The following is a 22,198-nucleotide window of genomic DNA, read 5'->3' on the forward strand; positions in this document are numbered from 1 at the left end:
TCAGGGGTTGAGCTAATTCTTCGGTTCCTGCGGAGCCTGCGGCGCGCTGCCCGTTCCCGGTACGAAGTCGGTGCGCAGCACCTTGAAGTCGGTGCGGCGGTTCTTCTGGTGGGCCGCCTCCTGCTCCTCGCGGGTGGCCATCTTCTTGATGACGTCCATGGCGATGATCGGCTCATCCGGACCCATGCCCACCGGCACCATGCGGGCCGGATCGATGCCCTTCTCGATGAGGTAGTTCACGCAGCTCTGGGCGCGCAGCTGGGAGAGCTCCTTGTTGCCGCCCTTGTATTTGCGGGTGGGGCGTGCATCCGTGTGCGAGCGCAGCTCGATGACGATGTTCGGGTTGTCGATGAGGGTGTTGTACAGCGTCTCCAGGCTGTCCTTGGCCTCCGGGCGCAGGAAGAACTGGTCCACATCGTAGAGGATCTGCGGCAGCGCGATGGGACCCTTGATGGGCTCCAGGAAGTACTCCTTCACGAAGGTGGTGCTCTCGGCCAGGCCCACGGTGGTGATCTGGTCCTTCACCACCAGGTAGCCTTCCTTCTCGGCGAGGATGCTGTAGCTGGTGTTCTCCTTGATGTAGCGGTCCTTGCCGTTCTCCACGAAGGCGAAGCCCCCGTTCTCATCGGTGAGGGCGCTGAAGTTGCTGCCATTGGTGCCCACCACGCTCACCTTGGCGCCTTGGATGGGCTGCCCCGTGAGCTTGTCGTACACGTTGCCCTGGAGCGCGAAGACGAGGTCGGGCATGTAGAAGCGCCAGATGTCGTCCTGCCCCTTTCCGCCCGCGCGGTTGCTGGTGAAGAAGCCGCGGTCGTTCTCCCCGTCGAAGGCGATGCCGAAATCGTCGGAAGCGCTGTTGAGGGGCGACTTCAGGTTGTCCACGGCGGTCCACATGCCGCTGGCGTTGTTCTCGGCCATGAACATGTCAAGGCCGCCCATGCCGGGCCGGCCATTGGAGGCGAAGTACAGGTTGCCGTCGAAGCGGACGAAGGGGAAGAGCTCGTCCTTGGGGGTGTTCACCTCTTCGCCGAGGTTGGCGGGCGCGCCCACGGGCATGCCATCCTTGTTGAGGGCCACCTTGTAGAGGTCGCGGCCGCCCTTGTGGCCGGGGAAGGGCACATTGCTGGCGAACACCAGGTACTCGTCATCGGGGCCGAGCGCAGGGTGGCCGATGTTGAGCGAATCCTCCTTGCCGGCCTCGGGCTTCAGCTTCAGCATCACGGCCGCGCTGAAGTTGTTGCCCACCTTCTTGCTCATCCAGATGTCGCAGCCCTGGATCTTCTTCTTCTCGGCGGGGCAGCGCGTGAAGTACATGATGGTGCGCTTGCTGTTGAAGATCGGCGCGCCCTCGTTGCCCTCGGAGTTCACCTCCAGCGGCAGCTTCACGGGCTCGCTCCACTTGCCGAGGCGGTCGCGGGTGCTGGTGAAGAGGTCGGTGAAGGCATCGCCGGTGATGTCGTCGGCGGCGGCCCCGGTGCTGGCCGGGCGCGAGCTGGTGAAGACCACCGTCTCGTTCTTCTTGTCGGCGAAGGCCGGGGTGAAGTCCCATTGCGGCGTGTTCAGCAGCACCTCGGGGTCAACGGTGTAGCGGGTGGGGCTGTCCTTCCATTGCTGGGCCATCTGGCAGGCGGCGATGCCGGCATCGGCGCGGGGGTCGTTGCTCTTCTTCTCCTTGTACTTGTTGTAGCTGGCGATGGCCTCGGCGTACTTGCCCTGCTGCTTCTGCATCTCGCCGATCCAGAAGTACACCACGGGGTCGGTGTACTGGGCCTTGTTGGCCTTCTCGTACCACACCTGCGCCTGCTGCACATCCCCCAGCATCCGGTAGCTCTCGGCCACCATGAAGATGAGTTCCGCCTTGGTGGCGGCCTTCTTCTCCACGGTGTAGGCCTTCTTGTAGAGCTCGATCGCGTTGAAGTAGAACCCTTTCCGGTAGGCATCGTTCGCCTCATCGGCCAAGCGGCCTCCCTGCGCAACGGCCATGGTGCTCAGGAGGAGGCACATGGAGAGGCTCGCCAGGATCTTCCGTGTAATCATCGGGTAATGGAAAAGGTGAATCCGAATGGGGTCGCGGCGAAGATAAACAGTTCCACCAATGGCCAAGGGGCTTGAACGGACGGAGGGCGCCGGAGCCAACGCCCCCCGCGAACCGCTGACCCTCAGCGGGTGAAGAGCAGCTCGCGCATCTTGGGCAGGGGCCAGAGCTCATCGTCCACCAGCAGCTCCAGCTTGTCGGCCTGGTAGCGGATCCTGTCCAGGAAGGGCTTCACCTGGTCGCAATAGGCCAGCGCCTTCTCGCGGGCGTCCTCCAGGTTGTTGGCCTTCTTGCGGGCCTCGGTCATGTCATGCACGAGCTGGATGACGGCGCTGATGCGCTCGCTCATCTCCTCGATGAGGGCGACCTGGGTGACCGTGGCCTTCTTGGCCTTCTCGGCGCCCAGCACCTCGCGCAGCCCCTTCACGTTCTCGATCAGGCGGTTCTGGTAGGCGATGGCCACGGGAACGATGTGGTTGCGGGCCAGGTCGCCGGCCACACGGCTCTCGATCTGCACCTTCAGCGTGTAGCTGTGCAGCTCGATCTCGTGGCGCGCCTCGGTCTCCACCGGGCTGAGCACGCCCATGTCGGCGAAGAGCTTCATGGTCTCCTTGCGGCTCCAGACATCCAGGGCACGCGGGGTGTCCTTGATGTTGCTCAGGCCGCGCTTGGCGGCCTCGCGCACCCATTCCTCGCCGTAGCCATTGCCCTCGAAGCGGATGGCCTTGCTGCGCACGATGAGGTCGCGGATCACGCGCAGGATGGCCTCGTCCTTCTTGGCCCCCTTGGCGATCAGGGCGTCCACCTCCCGCTTGAACTCGCGCAGCTGGGCCGCCACGATGGTGTTCAGCACGGTCATGGCGCCTGCGCAATTGGCGCTGCTGCCTACCGCACGGAACTCGAACTTGTTGCCCGTGAAGGCGAAGGGGCTGGTGCGGTTGCGGTCGGTGTTGTCGAGCATCACCGGCGGGATGCGGCCGATGTCGAGCTTCAGCTCGGTCTTGCGGTCGGGCGACATGGCCCCCTTGATGTTCTTTTCCAGCCCGTCGAGCAGGGCGCTGAGGTGCTCGCCGATGAAGGCGCTGATGATGGCGGGGGGCGCCTCGTTCGCGCCCAGGCGGTGGTCGTTGCCCGCGCTGGCGATGCTGGCGCGCAGCACGTCGGCATGCCGGTGGATGGCCGCAATGGTGTTGACGAAGAAGGTGAGGAAGCGGATGTTCTCCTTCGGCGTCCTGGCGGGCTTCAGCAGGTTCACCCCGGTGTTGGTGGCCAGGCTCCAGTTGTTGTGCTTGCCGCTGCCGTTCACGCCGGCATAGGGCTTCTCGTGGAGGAGCACCCGGAAGTCGTGGCGCTGGGCCACCTTCTCCATGATGTCCATGAGCAGCACGTTGTGGTCCACGGCCAGGTTCATCTCCTCGAAGACCGGCGCGCACTCGAACTGATTGGGGGCCACCTCGTTGTGCCGCGTCTTCACCGGGATGCCGAGCATGAGGGCCTCGGTCTCGAACTCGCGCATGAAGGCCCGCACGCGGTCGGGGATGCTGCCGAAGTAGTGGTCCTCGAGCTGCTGGCCCTTGGCGGGGATATGACCGAAGAGGGCGCGCCCGGTCATCATGATGTCGGGGCGTGCGTAGTACAGCGCCTTGTCGATGAGGAAGTACTCCTGCTCCCAGCCCAGGGTGGCGATCACCTTGGTGACATCCTTGTCGAAGTACTGGGCCACTGCCGTGGCGGCCTCATCGATGGCGCGGATGGCGCGCAGCAGCGGCATCTTGTAGTCGAGCGCCTCGCCGGTATAGCTGATGAAGATCGTGGGGATGCAGAGCGTGCGGCCGATGACGAAGGCCGGGCTGCCGGGGTCCCAGGCGGTGTAGCCGCGCGCCTCGAAGGTGTTGCGGATGCCGCCGCTGGGGAAGCTGCTGGCATCGGGCTCCTGCTGCACGAGCATGCTGCCGTCGAAGCGTTCGATGCTGCGACCGCCCCCGATGGGCTCGAAGAAGGCGTCGTGCTTCTCGGCGCTCAGGCCGGTGAGGGGCTGGAACCAATGCGTGTAGTGCGTGGCGCCCTTGGTGGAGGCCCACTCCTTCATGCCGCTGGCCACCTGGTCGGCCAGCTTGCGGTCGATGCGCTCGCCGTGCTGGATGGCCTGGCGCACCGCATACCAAGCATCCTCGGTGAGGAACATGCGCATGGCATCCTCGCCGAAGACATGGGCGCCGAAGTACTCGCTGATCTTCTGCGAGGGCGGATCCACGAAGCGCGGCGCGCGGTTGAGCACATCCTCGAGGGCCTTGATGCGAATCTGGGGGGTGGGCATGAAAAAATGGGTGTTTCGGCGGCAAAGCTACCGCGCAGAAGGGGGGTGTCTCCAGAAAATTGATGCTTTTGTTACGAACACCCCCATCAATTCAGCTTCACGCGGCCGGAACTGCGCCGCAAGAGCAGGCCCAGCGGGGCAGCACCCGGGCACGCTGGGGCGGATCAGCCCCGGGCGATGACGAAGAAGATGTAGGCCAGATAGGCCGCTGCCAGGATGGCGCCCTGCCAGCGCCCCATGCGCGAGCCGAAGCGCATGAGCGGATAGAGCACCAGGGCCACGGCGAGCATCGCGACGATGTCCAGCGCAAAGGCCGCATGGTCGCTCTGGATGGGCTGCACCACAGCGGAGAGCCCGATGATGCCCAGCAGGTTGAAGATGTTGCTGCCGATGAGGTTCCCCAGCGAGATGTCCGGCTGCTTGCGGAAGGCCGCCACCATGGAGGTGACCAGCTCGGGCAGGGAGGTGCCGAAAGCGATGACGGTGACGCCGATGAGCTGCTCGCTGACGCCCGCCGAACGGGCCAGTCCCACGCCGCCGTCCACGAACCAATCGGCGCCCTGGGTGAGGGCGGCCACCCCGGCCAGGAGCAGCGCCGTGGCCTTCCACCAGGCCATCCTGGCCGGCTCAACGGCCCGCGACAGGGCGGAACGCCGCGATGACCAGACCATCCAGCCGACATAGACTGCCAGCAGGGCTACGAATAGCAAGCCCTCCCACCGCATGACCCAATCGTCCTGGAAGAGCCACCAGAAGAGCAGGGAGACCGCCATCATCACCGGCCAATGGATGCGCCGTGCATCGCGGTCCACCTCGATGGGGAAGATGAGGATGCTCAGGCCCAGGATGAAGCTGATGTTCGCGATGTTGGAACCGACCACATTGCCGATGGCGATGGCCGAGGAGCCTTTCATGGCTGCCAGCAGGCTCACCAGCAGCTCGGGCGCGGAGGTGCCCATGCTCACTACGGTGAGGCCGATGACCAAGGGGGAGATGCGGGCCCGCAGGGCCAGGTCCACCGCCCCCCGAACCATCACCTCGGCGCCGATGACCAGCACGATGAGCCCGCCAAGGGTGAGCAGGAGGTCCATCATGGCTTCTGCGCAGGTTCACCGCCCGGCTCCGGGCCGCGGCTTTCATCCCCCTCCACCATCCTCGTCACCTGCCGCTGATGCTCCAGCGCGCTGCGGCGCACCTCATCGGCGCCGCGGTGGATCTCGCGCTGCACCTCGTTGCTCGCATCGCGCACCTGGCGCATGAAGCGGCCCACGGTGCGGGCCATATCCGGGATGCCCTTGGCGCCGAAGAACATCAGCACGAAGAGCATGACCACCAGGAACTCACCGCCGCTGATGTCGAAGAGGAGTGCTGGGCGCATCGGGGGCCGAAAGTAGGAAGCCCTGCCGCTGGGGCAGGGCTTCCGTGCGGAATCCGGGATGACTAAGCCTCGCGGGCGGGGTCCTTGCCCTTGAGCAGGTCCGTGACGATGGAGCTCGCCACGAAGATGGACGAGTAGGTGCCCACCCCGATGCCCACCAGCAGCGCGAAGACGAAGCCCTTGATGGCCACCCCGCCGAAGATGAAGATGATCACCAGCACCAGGAGGGTCGTGAGCGAGGTGTTCATGGTGCGGCCCAAGGTGGAGTTGATGGCCTTGTTGATCACCACCGGATAGGCCTCGCGCTTGTGGTCGCGCAGGTATTCGCGGATGCGGTCATACACGATCACGGTGTCGTTGATCGAGTAGCCGATCACGGTGAGGATGGCCGCGATGAAGGCCTCATCGATCTCCAGGCTGAACGGCATGACCTTGTAGAGCAGCGAATAGATGCCCAGCACGATGAGCGCATCGTGCGCCAGGGAGAGCACGCCGCCCAAGCCGAACTGCCAGTTGCGGAAGCGCACGGCGATGTAGAGGAAGATGAGCGCCAGCGCAATGGTCAGCGAGGTGATGGCGCCGGTCTTGATGTCGTCGCTGATGGTCGGGTCCACCTTGCGGCTCTCGGTGATCTCGTAGCCCGTCCCCACCGCAGCGAGGCCCTCGCGCAGGCTGCTCTCCACGCGGCTGTCCGCTGCGGTATCGGGCTGATTGATGAGGAAGTTGGTGGTGATCTTCAGCTGCCGGTCGCTGCCGTAGGTCTTCACGTTCGGGGTGCTCTTCACGCCGTCCTCACCGATGAAGCGGTCATCGAGCGCGGCCCGCACCTTCTCCACGTCCACGTCGCCCTCGAACTTCACCACGTAGGTGCGCCCGCCGCTGAAGTCGACGCCCCAGTTGAAGCCATTGACCGCCATGGAGCCGATGCCGATGGCGATGAGGGTGCCGCTGATCGCGTAGAACACCTTCCGCTTGCCCATGAAGTCGTACTTGGCGTTCACGAAGATGTCCTTGCTCCAGCCCATCCACACGGTGAAGGGCTTTCCCTTCTCCAGGCGGTAGGTGATGATCATGCGCGAGAGCAGCAGCGCCGTGAACAGCGAGGTGAGGATGCCCAGCCCCAGCGTGACGGCGAAGCCCTGGATGGGGCCGCTGCCGAAGATGAGGAGGATGACCGCGATGATCAGGGTGGTGACGTTGCCGTCCACGATGGCCGAGAGGGCGCCCTTGTAGCCGAGGTCCACGGCGCTCTTGAGCATCTTGCCATGGCGCAGCTCCTCCCGGATGCGCTCGTAGATGAGCACGTTGGCGTCGACGGCCATGCCCATGGTGAGCACGATGCCCGCGATGCCGGGCAGGGTGAGCGCGGCCTGCAGCGAGGCCAGCGAGCCGATGAGCACGAAGAGGTTCACGACCAGCGCCAGGTCGGCGACCCAGCCCGCGCGGGCATAGTACAGGGCCATGTACACCATCACCAGCAGCAGGGCCACCAGGAAGGAGAACAGGCCCGTGCTCACGTTCTCCTGGCCCAGTGAGGGGCCTACCACCGTCTCATCGATGATGCGCGCCGGGGCGGGCAGGGCACCGGCCTTCAGGATGTTCGCGAGGTCCTCGGCCTCCTGGATCTGCTCGTTGAGGTTGCCCGAGCCCATGGAGATCTGCGACTGGCCGCCGGCGATCTCGCCGCGCACCTCGGGGGCGCTGTACACCTGGCCGTCCAGCACGATGGCGATGAACTTGCCCACGTTGTCGCCCGTCATCACCTTCCAGGTCTGGGCGCCCTCGGGGTTCATGCTCATGCGCACCTCCACCTCGCCCTTGAAGTCGAAGTCCTGCGAGGCGCTGGTGATGGCGCTGCCATCCAGCTTGGGCTTGCCGTCCATCGGAACCTTCAGCGCGTAGAGGTCCAGGATCTGGCCGCTCTCGCCATTGGTGAAGGTCACATCCATGGGCTTCGCGGCCCACGCCAGGCGCACGTCGCGCGGCAGGGCCGACTGCACCGGGGCCATGGCCAGCAGCTTGTTCACGGCCTCCACATCCTTCACGTTGGCCCGGCCCACCACAGGGCCGCGCATCCAGCCGCGCTGGCCGATGATCAGCTCAAGCTTCGAGGCCAGGGGCGCGCGCTTCTCCTGGTCAGCGCGGAGGGCGGCCGAGTCCACCGGGGCGGAACTGGTATCGGCCGCGAGCGTATCAGCACCGGTGGTATCCGCCGCCATCGCCGCCGTATCGGTCGCCAACGTGTCGGCGGCAGCGGCCAGGGTGTCGGCCGCCGCCGTATCGGACGCAGCCAGCTCCGGGTAGAGCAGCTTGCTCAGCGGCTCATTGACGCCGCTGAGCAGGGGGCCGATCTCCGTGTTGTCGTGCGTCTCCCAGAACTCCAGGTTGGCGGTGCTCTGGAGCACCTTGCGCACACGCTCCTTGTCCTTCACGCCGGGCAGCTCGATGCTGATGCGGCCGCTGAAGGCCTGCTTCTGGATGCCGGGCTGCGACACGCCGAACTTGTCGATACGGGTCCGCAGGATGCGCTCGGTGTTCGAGAGGGCGGCATCGGCCTCCCGGCGGAGCGCATCGAGGTAGTCATCGTCGCTGCCCTCGCGATCGAACATGCCCTGGCGGTCGGGCGAATAGAATATGGCCGAGAGCGGCGGGCGGTTCTCGATCTTGGCGTACTCCTGACCGAAGAGGGTCACGAAGTCCAGGTTGTCGGTGAGCTGGCGCTTGCGGGCGTTGGCCAAGGCGGTGGTGAAGGCCGGGTCGCTGCTGTTCTCGCTCAGGTTCTCGATCAGCTCGGGGATGCTCACCTCGAGGGTCACGGCCATCCCGCCCTTCAGGTCAAGGCCCAGGTTGATCTCCTTCTCCTTGCACTCGCGGTAGGTGTAGCCCAGCACCGGATAGACCCGCTCCTCGGCGTGGGCGCGCAGGTAGGCATTCTCGAAGTCGAGCACCAGGCTCCCGCGGTCCTGGCTTGCGCCGTCGGGCGTGGCCAGCACGGAATCGGCCTGGAGCTCAGCGGCGGCGCGGGCCTTGCCTTCCAAGCGGGAGGTGAAATAGGAGAAGGAGAGCTGATACGCGCACGCGAGCGCCAACAGGACGGTGAAGATCCAGAGCGCGCCTCTATTCTGCATGACCGAAGGGGGTTTCTAAAAGAGGCGGCAAATATAGAAGTGTTGCCCTTCGGCCCATTGAAGGGCCTTTTCGCCTCTCCCTCAGGGGCAAAGGGCGCCCAACGCAAGCCTATGAAAAGATCGGGCTCGGCCACGATGCACCACGGCAACGACACCGATCTTTGAAGCGTCATCCCTCCGAACACCGATTGCATGCGCCTCGCCTTCCTCGCCCTCTCCTTGCCAGCGGCACTCGCCCTTCCTGCGCAATGGGACCTGCACTTCGACCCGAACATCCCCGTCACGCGGCAAGGCGCCGCGCTCGACCTGGCGTGGGCCGGCGGCCTCAACAACCCGCAGATCGGCGAGATCGACCTGAACGGCGACGGCCTGAAGGACCTCTTCCTCTTCGATCACTCCTACACCTCGGGGGCCAAGCCAGTGATCCTGCTCCGCACGGCCGGTGCGGGGACTGCCGCCTACCGGGTGACCCGTGACTACGACCAGGTGCCGCCCCTGAACCTGCTGCACGACTGGGCCCTGATCCGGGACTTCAACTGCGACGGCAAGGAGGACATCTTCTCCTACACCCAGGCCGGCTTCGGCGTGTGGAAGAACGTGAGCCAAGGCAGCCAGCCGGCCTTCGAGCAGGTATCGAACCTGGTGTATTCCAATTACGTCTCCCCCAGCGGCGCGGGCACCAACGCCAACCTCTTCATTTCGCAGGTTGACCTGCCCGGCATCGCCGATGTGGACAACGATGGCGATCTGGACATCCTCACCTTCAGCCTGCTCGGCTCCTATCTGGAGCTGCACAAGAACCTGAGCATGGAGCTCTACGGCACCTGCGACAGCCTGAAGTACGAGCTGCGCAACAAGTGCTGGGGCTTCTTCGCCGAGAACTTCAGCACCAACTCCGTCACGCTCAACATCCCCTGCCAGTTCAATGTGCCCAATCCTGAGCTCCCCACCGAGGGCGAGGCGGACCCTGAGGAAGAGGAAGGCGACAGCCGCGCCCACGCAGGCAGCACGGTGACGCCCATCGACCTCAATGGCGATGACGTGATGGACCTGCTGCTGGGCGACATCTCCTACAACAACCTCGTGGGGCTGTACAACGGCGGTTCCACCAGCTACGCCTTCATGACGCAGGAGGACACGCTCTTCCCGAGCTATGACGAAAGCGTGAACCTGGTGCTCTTCCCGGCGGCCTTCCATCTGGATGTGGACGGCGACGGCAAGCGCGACCTCATCGTGACACCGAACGCCACGTCCCTGGCCCACGATCACCGCAGCGTGTGGTACTACCGCAACGTCGGCACCGATGCCGCGCCCCTCTTCGACTTCCAGCAAGAAGACCTCTTCCAGGACCGCATGCTGGAATTCGGCCAGGGCGCCATGCCCATCGCCTTCGATGAGAACGGCGACGGGCTGATGGACCTGCTGGTGGCCAACCACGGATACTATGCCCCGGGCGGCAACTACGTGGGCAAGGTGGCGCTGCTGCGCAACGTGGGCACCCTAACCGCACCGGCCTTCAGCATGGTCACGGACGACTACCTCAACCTGAGCGCAAGCGGCATCGGGCTCAGCATGTACCCCGCCCTGGGCGATGTGGACGGCGACGGCGACCTGGACCTCTACATCGGCGACCTGCAGGGGCGCATGCACTTCTATCGGAACACGGCCACCGGCCCCGTGGCCCAGTTCTCGTTGGTGCAGGCCAATATCACCGATGCCGGCGGCGCCGTGATCGATGTGGGGCAATTCGCCACACCCCTGCTGCACGACCTTGATGGTGATGGACTGCTGGACCTCATCGTGGGCGAGCGCAACGGCAACCTGAACCACTACCGGAACACGGGCTCGCAGGGCGCGCCGCAGTGGACGCTGGTCTCCGAGGCGCTCGGCGGCGTGAGCACCGTGGAATGGTGGAACGTGACCGGCCATTCCGTTCCGGTGATCTACGCCAATGCCCAAGGTGAGCGCGAGATGCTGCTGGGCTCGGAATCGGGCGTCCTGTACCGCTATGGCGGCATCGAGGGCAACATCGATGGCACCTGGACGGAGCTGGATACCGCCTTCCTGCAGCTGGATGATGGCGCTCGAACCGGTATCTGCCTGCACGATTTCACCGGTGACGGCGAGTTGGACCTGGTGGTGGGCAACTTCCGGGGCGGTCTCTCCTTCTGGCGGAGCGACCTCAGCAGCGGAGCCGGGGAATCCATGGCCCGGCTGATGCCGATTGGCATCCGGCCCAATCCCGCCCGCGACCGGGTGGAAGTGAGCGCCGGCCTCATTCCGCCGAGCGGCTGCTCGTGGGTGGTGCGGAATGCGCTCGGACAGGTGGTCCTCCGCACCGCGGCCCAGGCCGATCGCTCCACTTTGGACATCAGCGGCCTCCAGGACGGAGTCTACCTCATCCGGATGGAAGGGGCGCTCACCACCCGTGCCGAGCGCCTGGTGGTGAGCCGGGACCGGCGCTGAGCCGGGAAAAGGCCGGAAATGCGAGAAGGCGCCCCCAGGGGCGCCTTCTCTTCGAATGCAGTGCGGATGCGACTCAGGCGGTCACGCTGTTCATCTTGTCGAGAACATCCATCACCTCCTTCACGGCCTTGGCGCTGGCATTCACCAGCTCCATCTCCTCGGCCGTGAGCTTCAGCTCGATGATGCGCTCCACGCCGTTGCGGCCCAGGATCACCGGGGCGCCCATGTAGATGTCCTTCAGGCCGTACTCGCCCTGGAGCCACACGCAGCAGGGGAACACGCGCTTCTGGTCGCGCACGATGGCCTCGACCATCTGCGCTGCCGCAGTGCCCGGCGCATACCATGCGCTGGTACCCAGCAGGTTCACGATCTCTCCGCCGCCCTTCTTGGTGCGCTCCACGATGGCATCGAGCTTGTCCTTGGCAATCAGCTCCGTGACGGGGATGCCGCCCACGGTGGTATACCGTGGCAGGGGCACCATGGTGTCGCCGTGGCCGCCCATCAGCACGGCCTGGATGTCCTTCGGGCTCACCATGAGCTCGGTGGCCAGGAAGGCGCGGTAACGGGCCGTATCGAGGATGCCGGCCATGCCGAACACCTTGCTGCTGGGGAGCTTGCTGGTGATGTAGGCGCAGTAGGTCATCACGTCCAGCGGGTTGCTCACCACGATGATGATGGCCTCGGGCGAGTGCTTCACCACGTTCTCGGTCACGCTCTTCACAATGGCGGCGTTCGTGGCGATGAGGTCATCGCGGCTCATGCCCGGCTTGCGGGGCAGGCCCGAGGTGATGACCACCACATCGCTGCCGGCGGTCTTGGCGTAATCGTTGGTGGAACCCACCAAGCGGGAGTCGAACAGGTTGATCGGGGAGGTCTGCCAGATATCCAGCGCCTTGCCCTCGGCGAACCCTTCCTTGATATCGAGCAGCACCACTTCGTTGGCCAGCTCCCAACGGGCGACGGCGTCGGCGCAGGTGGCGCCTACATTTCCGGCCCCTACAACAGTGACTTTCATCCTGATCAAGCGGGGATTAAGAGGTTTCGTAGGACCGGGCGTTCCCGGCCGGCGCGAAGGTAGGTCGCCCTGCGGCGCCTGGGGCGTGACAGTTATCAGCGGCTGTTGACAGTCTTGAAAGGCACGGAGGCATCCTTTGGCTGGGCCCTGCGTCTACCCTCCCGTATGGCTATCTTGTCGGCACCAAGCAAGAGCTCCATGGCCGCTCCCGTGGCATCCGACCGTCCCGCCCCCCGCCTCACGCTCTCGTGGGTCAACCTCGAGGGGCAGCAGGCGGTTTTCGAGGAGCTGGTGGACGGCTGTCTGGCCAACGACCGGCGCGCCCAGCAGCGGGTGCATGAGCTTTTCTACGGCAAGATGATGGCGGTGTGCATGCGCTACACCAAGAACACCGACCAGGCCAAGGATATCCTCCAGGACGGCTTCATCAAGGTCTTCCGGAGCATGGAATCCTACAACCGCGCGGGCTCGTTCGAAGGGTGGATCCGACGCATCATCGTGAACACCGCCATCGATCATTTCCGGCGCAGCAAGAACGCCTACCTGCTCCTGGGCGAGGAGCGGAGCATCGAGGACTTCGGCGACGAGGATGCCGAAGACACCCTGGCCGAAGAGGAGGGCGATGATCTGCCGGACCTGAAGCCCGCCGATGTGATCAATGCGATGCAGAAGCTCACTCCTGCCTACCGGACGGTGTTCAACCTGTACGTGTTCGAGGAAATGACCCACAAGGAGATCGCCGACTCACTCGGGATCAACGTAGGCACCAGCAAGAGCAACCTGGCCAAGGCCAAGGCCAACCTGAAGAAACTGCTTCGCAAGGAGCACAAGATCAATTAACCGTAGACGCACGATGAAGACCTCCGACGCCTTCGAGCGCGCAGTGAAGGACTCCTTGGAGTCCTACGAGGTGCCGTACAACTCGGCCGATTGGGCGATGGTGGAGCGCGAGCTTGACAAGCAGATGGTGACCAAAGGGCGGTGGTCGTCCGGTCTTCTCGTGCTGTTGCTCGGCGGAACGCTCGCACTTGCCTCCACGGTGCACCTCATGCTCTCCACCTCCGGCACCACCGATTCCGGAATGGCTGCCCTGCCGGCCGAGCCGAAGCCCCAACCTCCACCGGCCACCCTTGCTGACCAGCCGCCCCCTGAACAGGATGCCATGGAGCCCATGACCCATCCCTCCGGCCAGCCGGTGACGGTGCGCGATGAGGCACCTGCCACAACCGTTCCTGCCGCGCAGCCGGCCAAGGCCCCTGCTACCAGCGCGGGCGTCTCACCTGAACCTGCGGTGATTCCCGCCGCTGCGGTTGCCGCACCGGCCTCCGCTGATGTCGCCATCCGCCCCAGCGTCACGGAAGGCTGCCCGGGCACCTCGGTCATGTTCGAAGTGAGCAACGAACCGAACGCCGGCACACGGATGCTGTGGAACTTCGGGGACGGCAGCTTCTCCACCGAAGCCGCACCGAAGCATGCCTACTCGAAGGCCGGGCGCTACGAGGTGACCCTCTCCATGTCCTCCGCCTCCGGGGGCACCATCTTCAACAAGCCGGTCTCCGATGTGATCGTCATCCATGAGCGTCCGGAGGCGGCGTTCAGCCCGATGCTCCAGGAATACGAGGACCGCGTGCCGTCGGTGCACTTCGAGAACAAGAGCCTGAAGGGGCTGTCCTACCGCTGGGACTTTGGCGACGGCAGCACCTCCACGCTGCAGGTGCCGACGCACGTCTACAAGAAGGCCGGTGACTACACCGTGACCTTGGAAGTGACCAATGCCGTGGGCTGCACCGATCGCACCGAGCGTACCGTCAACATCAAGTCGGACTATAACCTCAAGGCTGCGGCCTCCTTCTCCCCCAACGGCGATGGCGTGGAGGACAACTTCATCCCTGACGCGCTGCGCACGCTCGGCCGCAAGTTCAGGATGACGGTGCACGACCCCACCACGGGAGCGCTCGTGTACGAGACCACCGACGCGCGCAGGCCATGGAACGGCCGGGTGAACGGCGTGGGCCAGCCTTGCCCCACCGGTGACTACGTGTGGATGGTGGAAATGAGGGACGGTGAAGCCTTGGGCGGCACCTATAACGGCAGCATAAGCTTGCTACGATAGTGTTGAGAAGACGAAACCCATGGACCCGGCCCGGCAAGGCCGGGTCCGTAATTTTGGACCGAGGCAACCCGGAGGCCCTGTCCTGCATCATGGAGTGTAAGGGAACAGGCCTTCTGGCGCATACAATTCAAGCACGCCCAACCATGCACATTCGTCCGTTATCCCGGGCCGGCCTTACGATCATCCTTGCACTGCTCCTGGCTGGCGGGGTTTCCGCGCAGCAATTCAGCATCACCGCGGGCAGCATCACCACCTGCGCAGGCGTGCTGGAGGACAGCGGCGGCCCAGCCGCGGAGTACGGCAACAATGAGAACTTCACGGTGGTCATCTGCCCGGACAACCCAGGGGATGGCATCTCGCTGACCTGGGCCGTTTTCGGCTTGAGCACCGCCGGTGCCCAGAACACCTGGGACCGCATCCGCATCTGGGATGGCGACAACACGGGTGCCACCTTCCTTGGGGAATATACCGGCGGCGGCCTGCTCGGCCTCATCACCTCCGCCACCAGCTTCAATCCCACCGGTTGCCTGACGGTGCAGTTCATCTCCAACGGCACGGGAACAGGCGACTTCGCGGCATCCATCACCTGCTTCACACCCTGTGAACGGCCGGTGGCCGTCGCCTCCATGACCGGTGGCAGCCCCGCCTTGGTCTGCGTGGGTGAGCAGATCGACTTCGACGGATCCTCCTCATACGCGGCAACCGGCTTCAACATCATCAACTACGAATGGGTCTTCGACGATGGCTCCACCGCCAACGGGCCCACGGCAAGCCATTCCTTCACCGAGCCCGGCGAGTACGTGGTGCAGCTGAACCTGCTGGACGACAACGACTGCGTGAACTCCAATGTGGTGGACCTGCAGGTGCTGGTGAGCACAACCCCCAGCTTCATCGGCACCATGGAAAGCGTGGAAAGCTGCCTTGGCGCCACGGTGAACCTGAGCGCCGTGGTGAGCCCGGTGACCTGGACCGGGATTCCCGAAGCCAACTTCGGCGATGGCGTGTACCTGCCCGATGACGTGGGCACCCCCTTCACCAGCGAGATCAATTTCACGCAGTTCGAACCGGGGCAGATGCTCACGAACGCCAACGACCTGCAGACCATCTGCGTCAGCATGGAGCACAGCTTCATGGGAGACCTGGTGCTGTCGGTGACCTGCCCCAACGGGCAGGTGATCATCCTGCACCAGCAGGGCGGCGGCGGCACCTACATCGGCGCAGCCAACGACGGAGATGGGAACCTGAACCCGGTGGCCGGCACCTGCTGGGATTATTGCTGGTCGGCGAATGCACCGAACGGCACCTTCGCCCAATGCGCCGCCTTCGGGGCCACGCCGAATGTGATGCAGGGCGGCACGCCGCAGAATAACGCTCTGATCCCGGATACCTATACCGCCGTACAGCCCTGGACCAACCTGCAAGGGTGCCCGCTGAATGGAACCTGGACCTTTACCTCACTGGACCTTTGGGGCGCGGACAACGGATTCCTGTGCAGCTGGGAGCTGAACTTCAACCCGGCCATCATCCCCGACGTCACGCAATTCACCCCGGACCTGGGCACCTCCACTTTGGATTCGGCCTATTGGACCGGTCCGTTCCTGGTCACGGACCCGAACGATCCGCTGATCGCCACCGCCACCCCGAGTCAGGCGGGTACGTTCGACTACTCCTTCCACGTGACCGACAACTTCGGCTGCACCTACGACACCACCATCACGGTGACTGTTGCGCCGCAGATGGAGATCGATGCCGGCCCCGTCATCATTCTTTGCACGGACGCTGAACCGATGGCCGGCCAGGTGGTTGCGAATGGACCACCGGCCAATTGCGTGTGGACGCTGATCCTGGAGGAGACCTTCGGCGATAGCTGGAATGGCGGGGCCAACCTGGCCGTGACCATCGATGGGGTGACCACCAACTACACGGTGCCCGCCGGCCAGACCCAGCTCATCTTCCCCTTGAACGTGAGCACAGGCTCCAGCATGCAGCTGCTCTATACGCAAGGCACCATCTGGAACAACGAGAATTCCTTCCAGCTCCTTAACGACCTCGGCGCAACGGTCTATGATTCCCCGCAGGGTCCGCCTACCGGCGTGGCCTGGGCCGGGGTGGTGAGCTGCGGCGGCGGCACCTCCCCCATCGTTTGGGAGTGGACGCCGACCGACGGGCTGGATGACCCGAGCGACCCAACGACCAACGTCTACACCACCTCGCCTACCTGGTACTACTTGTCGGCCTATCCCCTCGGATCCCCGGAATGCGCGGTCATGGACAGCGTGCTGGTGAGCCCCGACCCCTCCATCGATGCCGGGCAGGATGCCGCGATCACCATCTGCGCCAGCGACCCCAACTTCCTGATGACCGACTCGCTGGGCGGCACCCCCGATGCCGGCGGTGTGTGGACCACGAGCGGCGGCGCCGTAGTGCCGAACCAGTTCATCTCGGTGAACGGGGTGACCGATGTGTACACCTACACGGTGACGAGCCCTGCCGGGTGCGTGGCCACGGCGCAATTGGACATCACGGTCATTCCCGCCGATGACCCCACGTGCTGCGGATTCATCACCATGGGCCCTTCCGCCTACTCGTGCAACCTCACCATCGGCCTTTCGGTGGACCCCGGCAACACGGGCACGGGGCAGTGGAGCGGCCCCGCGGGCGCCGTATTCGCCGACCCCAGCGCCACGGAGACCACGGTGACCCTGCCGGCGGGCATGGGCGGCACGCATTGGTTCTACTGGATCGAGGATGATGGCGCCTTCTGCTACTTGGTAGACAGCGTGCAGATGACGCTTACGGACTCCATCGTCATCGCCTTCAACGCCACGGACGCGGTGTGCTATACCTACTGCGATGGCACCGCGCAAGCCTCCGTGACCGGCGGCAATACCGCCACTGACTTCCTCTTCGACTGGAGCACCGGGCTGAACGGTGTGGGCGAGCGCGACGTGAACAACCTGTGCGCCGGCACCTATACGGTGACCGTCACCGACGACAACGGCTGCACGGGCAGCAATTCCGTGGTCATCAATGAGCCCGGGCTGCTGGAGATCGACTCCATCGCGTTCCAGCCGGTGACTTGCTCGGGTGATTGCGATGGCCAGGTGGAGGTTTACGACCCGGAGGCCCTGCTCTACAGCTACGACAATGGAGCCACTTGGGTGCCCGATGCCATCCTCACCGGTGCATGCGAGCAGCTCTATCCGATCCGCATCCAGAATGCAGCCGGATGCTTCGGCACCGGCAGCACCATCGTGACGGGCCCTCCGCCGGTGGTGTCCGACTTCGTTTGGAATCCCATCCCCGCCACGGTATCCGACCCGCGCATCTGGTTCGGCAATACGAGCACGGGGGCGGAGACCTACTTCTGGGACATTGCCGGACTCGCCACCAGCACCGAAGAAGCCCCCTTCTTCCAATTCACCAACAAGGAGCCGGGGCAGTACGAGGTCTGCCTTACGGCCTACAACTACAACCAATGCGCCGATACGATGTGCCACACCGTGGTCATCGACGACATCCTCTTCGTTTACGTGCCCAACACCTTCACGCCGGATGGCGATGACCTGAACGAGACCTGGGGCATGAGCACGAACATCCCGGCCATCACCTCCTTCGAGCTGCGCGTGTTCGACCGTTGGGGGCAGGTGGTGTACCAAACGGACAGTCCGTACCAATTCTGGAACGGTGCCAGGAACAACTCCGGCGACATCCTGAAGACGGACGTCTACGCCTACCGCATCACCTACGAGATCAAGGACACCGAGACCCGCAAGGAACTGATGGGCCATGTGACCCTGATCAAGTGATACCCTGATTGTCAAGCGGAAGGGCGGCCCAAGGGCCGCCCTTCCCCATTGCACGGACCAATGCACAGCACTCCAAGGCACCGCATGGCAAATTCCCTACGTCATTGGACCGTATCCGCGATCTTGCAGCCCCTCCCACATCTCCCCGGGATGCCCTCTCCCTCCACCGTTCGCCGCCCCATCCGCTACCTCTGGATCCTTGCGCTGATGCTCAGCCTCAGCGGGTCGGCGCAGATCTTCACCATCACGGACGGGAGCATCACCACCTGCACCGGAGCCATCCTGGACAGCGGTGGTCAGGGTGCGGGCGGCTATGGCAACAACGAGAGCTATACAGCCACCATCTGCCCCGATGCACCCGGCCAGGGCATCCACCTGAACTGGGTGACCTTCAACCTGAGCGAGGCCGGCACCGACCCTATCGACAACCTCGCCATCTATGATGGGCCCTCGGCTGCGGATCCGCTCCTGGGTGTCTTCACAGGCACGTCCATCCAAGGAACGGTGGTTTCCGCTTCACCCACCAATCCCACCGGCTGCCTCACGCTCGTCTTCACTTCCAACGGCAATGGCACGGGCGTATTCGCGGCCGCCATCAGTTGCGTAACGCCTTGCTTCCCCCCCACCGCGGTGGCCGATGTCGGACAGCCCCTGCCGGCCTTGGTGTGCCCGGACGAGGTGATCACCTACGATGGTTCCGCCTCCACCGCGGCCGCAGGCTTCACCATCGTCGACTATGCCTGGGACCTGGGAGATGGCACCACCGCCTCGGGGCCGATTGTGACCCACTCCTTCTCCAACCCGGGCGCCTACATCGCCCAATTGACGGTGACGGACGACAACGGCTGCGTGAATACCCAGACCGTGGATCTTGCGGTGTACGTCGGCACCACGCCCCTCTTCGCCGGGACCACGGAAAGCCTGACGGTGTGCCAAGGCGCCACGGTCGACCTGGCCGGCGCAGTGCAGCCGGTGACCTGGAGCGCGATGCCCGAGGTGGATTTCGGCGATGGTGTCTATCTGCCGGACAATGTGGGCCAGACCTTCACCAGCCAGATCGAGTATGGGCTCTTCCCACCTGGCGCGACGCTCACGAATGTGAATGACCTGTGGTCGCTGTGCATTGACATCGAGCACAGCTTCATGGGTGATTTTGTGATGACGATCACCTGCCCCAATGGGCAGAGCACCATTCTTCACCAGCAAGGCGGAGGAGGCACGAATCTGGGAATCGCCAACCAGGCCGACGGGGGGAACCCGCAGCCCGGCACATGCTGGAATTACTGCTTCGCACCGAACGCACCGAATGGCACCTGGGCGCAGTCGTCAACGGCAGGCCTGACGACGCCTACGGCAACCGGCCCCTCATTGACTCCCGGCACGTACTCCTCCGTGCAGCCATTGAATAACCTCGTGGGTTGTCCGCTCAACGGCACATGGACCTTCTCCTTCACGGATCTGTGGGGCGCTGACAATGGCTTCCTGTGCTCATGGTACATCGATTTCAACCCCAGCCTCTACCCCGACCTGGTGGATTTCACGCCCACCATCGGCTTCTTCCCCGACTCGATGGCCTGGAGCGGAGCGGGTGTGACCACCGACCCGAACGACCCCACCTACGCGAGCTTCACGCTCACCGACCCCGGCGTGTACCCATACACGTTCACGGTAACCGACAATTTCGGGTGCACCTACGACACGACCATCACCGTAACGGTGACGAACGCCCCTGAGGTGGAGGCCACGGCCGTGCTCGCTTCCACCTGCAGCGAGCCCACCGCCTTGGAGGCGGAGATCGTCGCCTATGCGCCGCCGCCGCCGGATTGCACCTACTCACTCGTTCTCCACGATTCATTCGGCGACGGTTGGAACGGCGGCGCCAACGTACAGGTGGTGATCAATGGCGTCTCCACCAGCTACTCGATGCCGCCCGGCGGAAACGACTTCACGGTATCGCTGTCCATTCCGTTCGGAGCCACCCTCTCGCTCATCTTCACCGCAGGCACCATCTGGAACAACGAGAACTCGCTGGAGCTGATCAGCAACTCGGGAGCGATCCTGTACGATTCGCCGAACGGGCCGCCCAGCGGCACGCTCTGGACCGGCACGGGCGATTGCGGGCCGAATGCAGGGCCCGTGGTGTGGCAGTGGACGCCTGCTGCCAGCGTGGACGACCCCAATGCACAGAACACCGTATCGCAGATCACGCAGACCACCACCTTCGTGGTGCGGGTGTACCCCTTCGGACAGCCTTGGTGCTTCGGTACCGATACGATCGAGGTGGACCCTCCCTCCTTCCTGGAGAACGACAGCGTAGTGACGCATGTGCGCTGCAATGGCGGACCGGGCGCCATCGAGATCATCTCCACCGGCCTGGGAGGGCCTTGGAACTATGACTGGGTGGATGCCAACGGCACCAGCGTGCAGCAGACCGTGGCCTCGCTGGGTGACACGTTGGAAGCGGCGGCCGGCACCTATACCGTATTCGTCAGCGAAGGCCCGCAGGGCAACGGCTGTGCCGACACCCTTACGGCCACCATCACCGAGCCGCCGCTGCTCGAATGGGTGACCGTGCCGCAGGATACGACCATCTGCCTCGCCGGCTCGGCCACCCTGGCCGCAACGGCCCAAGGCGGCACGGACCCCGTGCTCCTGGTCTGGAGCCAAGGGCTCGCCGGCAACGGGCCGCATCAGGTGAGCCCGCCGTCGGGCCCATCGACCTTTGTGGTCCAGGCGGTGGATGCCAATGGCTGCGCCACCAACGAGGAGTATGTCACGGTCCTGGTGCGGGAGCCGCTGACCTTCACCCCCCTCGAGCCGGATACCGAGTGCTATGGCATCCCGGTGCCCTACGCGGTGCTCGATGCGGCTGGCGGCGACGGCGCCTATGCCTACGACTGGGGCACCGGTGCCCAGCCGCTGAACGCCACGGAATACCTGCTCACCTGGTCGGACAGCATCTGCGTGACCCTCACCGACGGCTGCGAAACACCACCCGTGACGGACTGCGCATGGCTCGAGATCCTGCACACACCGCCCATCGAGCTGACAGCCGACACCGTCTTCGGCTGCGCCCCCTTCAGCGTGGGCCTCACGCTCCGCGATACCACCGAGGGCGCATGGATCCAATGGAGCTATGGTGATGGAGCGGTGGAGATGGACAGCGCCAGCGTGATCCACACCTATGCGAATGCCGGCAATTACACGGTGAACACCGTGATCACATGGCCGAACGGCTGCATCACGGACACGACCATCACCGACATGGTGCGCGTGCTCACCGTACCGATCGCCAACATGTACTGGACGCCGCGTCCCGCAACGGTCAACGAGCCCGTGGTGCGCTTCGTGGACACCAGCGTGCCCAATGTGGTGAGCTGGCTGTGGGACTTCGGGGAGCTGGGCACCAGCGAGGAGCAGGACCCCGTAATCGAATTCCCCAGCGATGCAGGCGGAACCTACCCCGTGATGCTGGTGGTGGCCAATGAGCTGGGGTGCACGGATACGCTCCGTTCGTTCGTCGACGTCGAGGACGAGTTCATGGTGTGGGTGCCCAATGCATTCACCCCGGATGGCAATGCGCACAACCAGACCTTCTCCGTCAGCGGCAACGACCTCTCCACCGAGGAATACCACCTCATCATCTTCGACCGGTGGGGACACGAGGTGTTCAACAGCACCGACCTGTTCGAAGCATGGGATGGCACCAGCAAAGGCACCGTGCTTCCCCAAGGCACCTACACCTACCGCCTGAAGATCCGCGCCCGCAGTTCACGCGAGAAGCGGATCCTGTACGGGCACGTGAGCCTGCTGCGCTGAACGCAAGCACTCGTAGGCAAAGCAGCCGTTTCCATAACCCCGGCGGGGGTGTTCATCCAATAGTCGCAGGGATGCGTTCGGCGTATTCGGCAAACGGATACTTTCCCAACGCTGGAGC

11 protein-coding genes are annotated in these 22,198 nt (G+C 64.4%); 5 read left to right on the forward strand and 6 right to left on the reverse strand.

The features are described 5' to 3' along the window. Window positions 1-12: 12 nt before the first annotated feature. From QY325_09560 to secDF, 5 genes are all read right to left on the reverse strand, one after another. Window positions 13-2,004: an OmpA family protein gene (locus tag QY325_09560; protein WKZ65009.1), complete on the reverse strand. Its 1,992-nt coding sequence runs from the start codon at window positions 2,002-2,004 to the stop codon at window positions 13-15. A gap of 155 nt (window positions 2,005-2,159) precedes the next feature. Continuing rightward, complete coding sequence (locus tag QY325_09565; protein ID WKZ65010.1) at window positions 2,160-4,352, reverse strand: glutamine synthetase III; 2,193 nt, start codon at window positions 4,350-4,352, stop codon at window positions 2,160-2,162. A gap of 164 nt (window positions 4,353-4,516) precedes the next feature. Further along, window positions 4,517-5,446, reverse strand: coding sequence for a sodium:calcium antiporter (locus QY325_09570; GenBank protein ID WKZ65011.1), 930 nt, complete (start codon window positions 5,444-5,446; stop codon window positions 4,517-4,519). Beyond that, window positions 5,443-5,730, reverse strand: coding sequence for a twin-arginine translocase TatA/TatE family subunit (locus QY325_09575; GenBank protein ID WKZ65012.1), 288 nt, complete (start codon window positions 5,728-5,730; stop codon window positions 5,443-5,445). Before QY325_09575 ends, QY325_09570 begins: the two co-directional genes overlap by 4 nt. A 62-nt stretch (window positions 5,731-5,792) precedes the next feature. Beyond that, on the reverse strand, window positions 5,793-8,858 hold the full coding sequence (gene secDF, locus QY325_09580) for a protein translocase subunit SecDF (protein WKZ65013.1): 3,066 nt from the start codon (window positions 8,856-8,858) through the stop codon (window positions 5,793-5,795). 192 nt (window positions 8,859-9,050) lie between these two features. On the opposite strand from secDF, the gene QY325_09585 reads away from it, so the two are divergent. Next, window positions 9,051-11,324: an FG-GAP-like repeat-containing protein gene (locus QY325_09585; GenBank protein WKZ65014.1), complete on the forward strand. Its 2,274-nt coding sequence runs from the start codon at window positions 9,051-9,053 to the stop codon at window positions 11,322-11,324. Window positions 11,325-11,397: 73 nt separating this feature from the next. On the opposite strand, the gene mdh is transcribed toward QY325_09585, so the two are convergent. Further along, window positions 11,398-12,339: a malate dehydrogenase gene (gene mdh, locus QY325_09590; GenBank protein WKZ65015.1), complete on the reverse strand. Its 942-nt coding sequence runs from the start codon at window positions 12,337-12,339 to the stop codon at window positions 11,398-11,400. Window positions 12,340-12,537: 198 nt separating this feature from the next. Between mdh and QY325_09595 the strand changes: the two genes are divergently transcribed. From QY325_09595 to QY325_09610, 4 genes are all read left to right on the forward strand, one after another. Beyond that, window positions 12,538-13,179 carry a sigma-70 family RNA polymerase sigma factor gene (locus tag QY325_09595; protein ID WKZ65016.1) on the forward strand — a complete coding sequence of 214 codons (642 nt, stop codon included), beginning with the start codon at window positions 12,538-12,540 and terminating at the stop codon, window positions 13,177-13,179. A gap of 13 nt (window positions 13,180-13,192) precedes the next feature. Further along, window positions 13,193-14,452, forward strand: coding sequence for a PKD domain-containing protein (locus QY325_09600; GenBank protein WKZ65017.1), 1,260 nt, complete (start codon window positions 13,193-13,195; stop codon window positions 14,450-14,452). Between the two features lie 143 nt (window positions 14,453-14,595). Further along, entirely contained in the window at window positions 14,596-18,261 is a 3,666-nt protein-coding gene (locus QY325_09605) for a PKD domain-containing protein (GenBank protein WKZ65018.1), read from the forward strand. Between the two features lie 150 nt (window positions 18,262-18,411). Next, the gene (locus QY325_09610; GenBank protein WKZ65019.1) at window positions 18,412-22,080 is read left to right on the forward strand and encodes a PKD domain-containing protein; all 3,669 of its coding nucleotides are present in this window, start codon (window positions 18,412-18,414) and stop codon (window positions 22,078-22,080) included. The last annotated feature ends 118 nt before the right edge of the window (window positions 22,081-22,198 follow it).

It is taken from the genome of Flavobacteriales bacterium (genome assembly GCA_030584065.1).
Lineage (GTDB): Bacteria > Bacteroidota > Bacteroidia > Flavobacteriales_F > PHOS-HE28 > PHOS-HE28.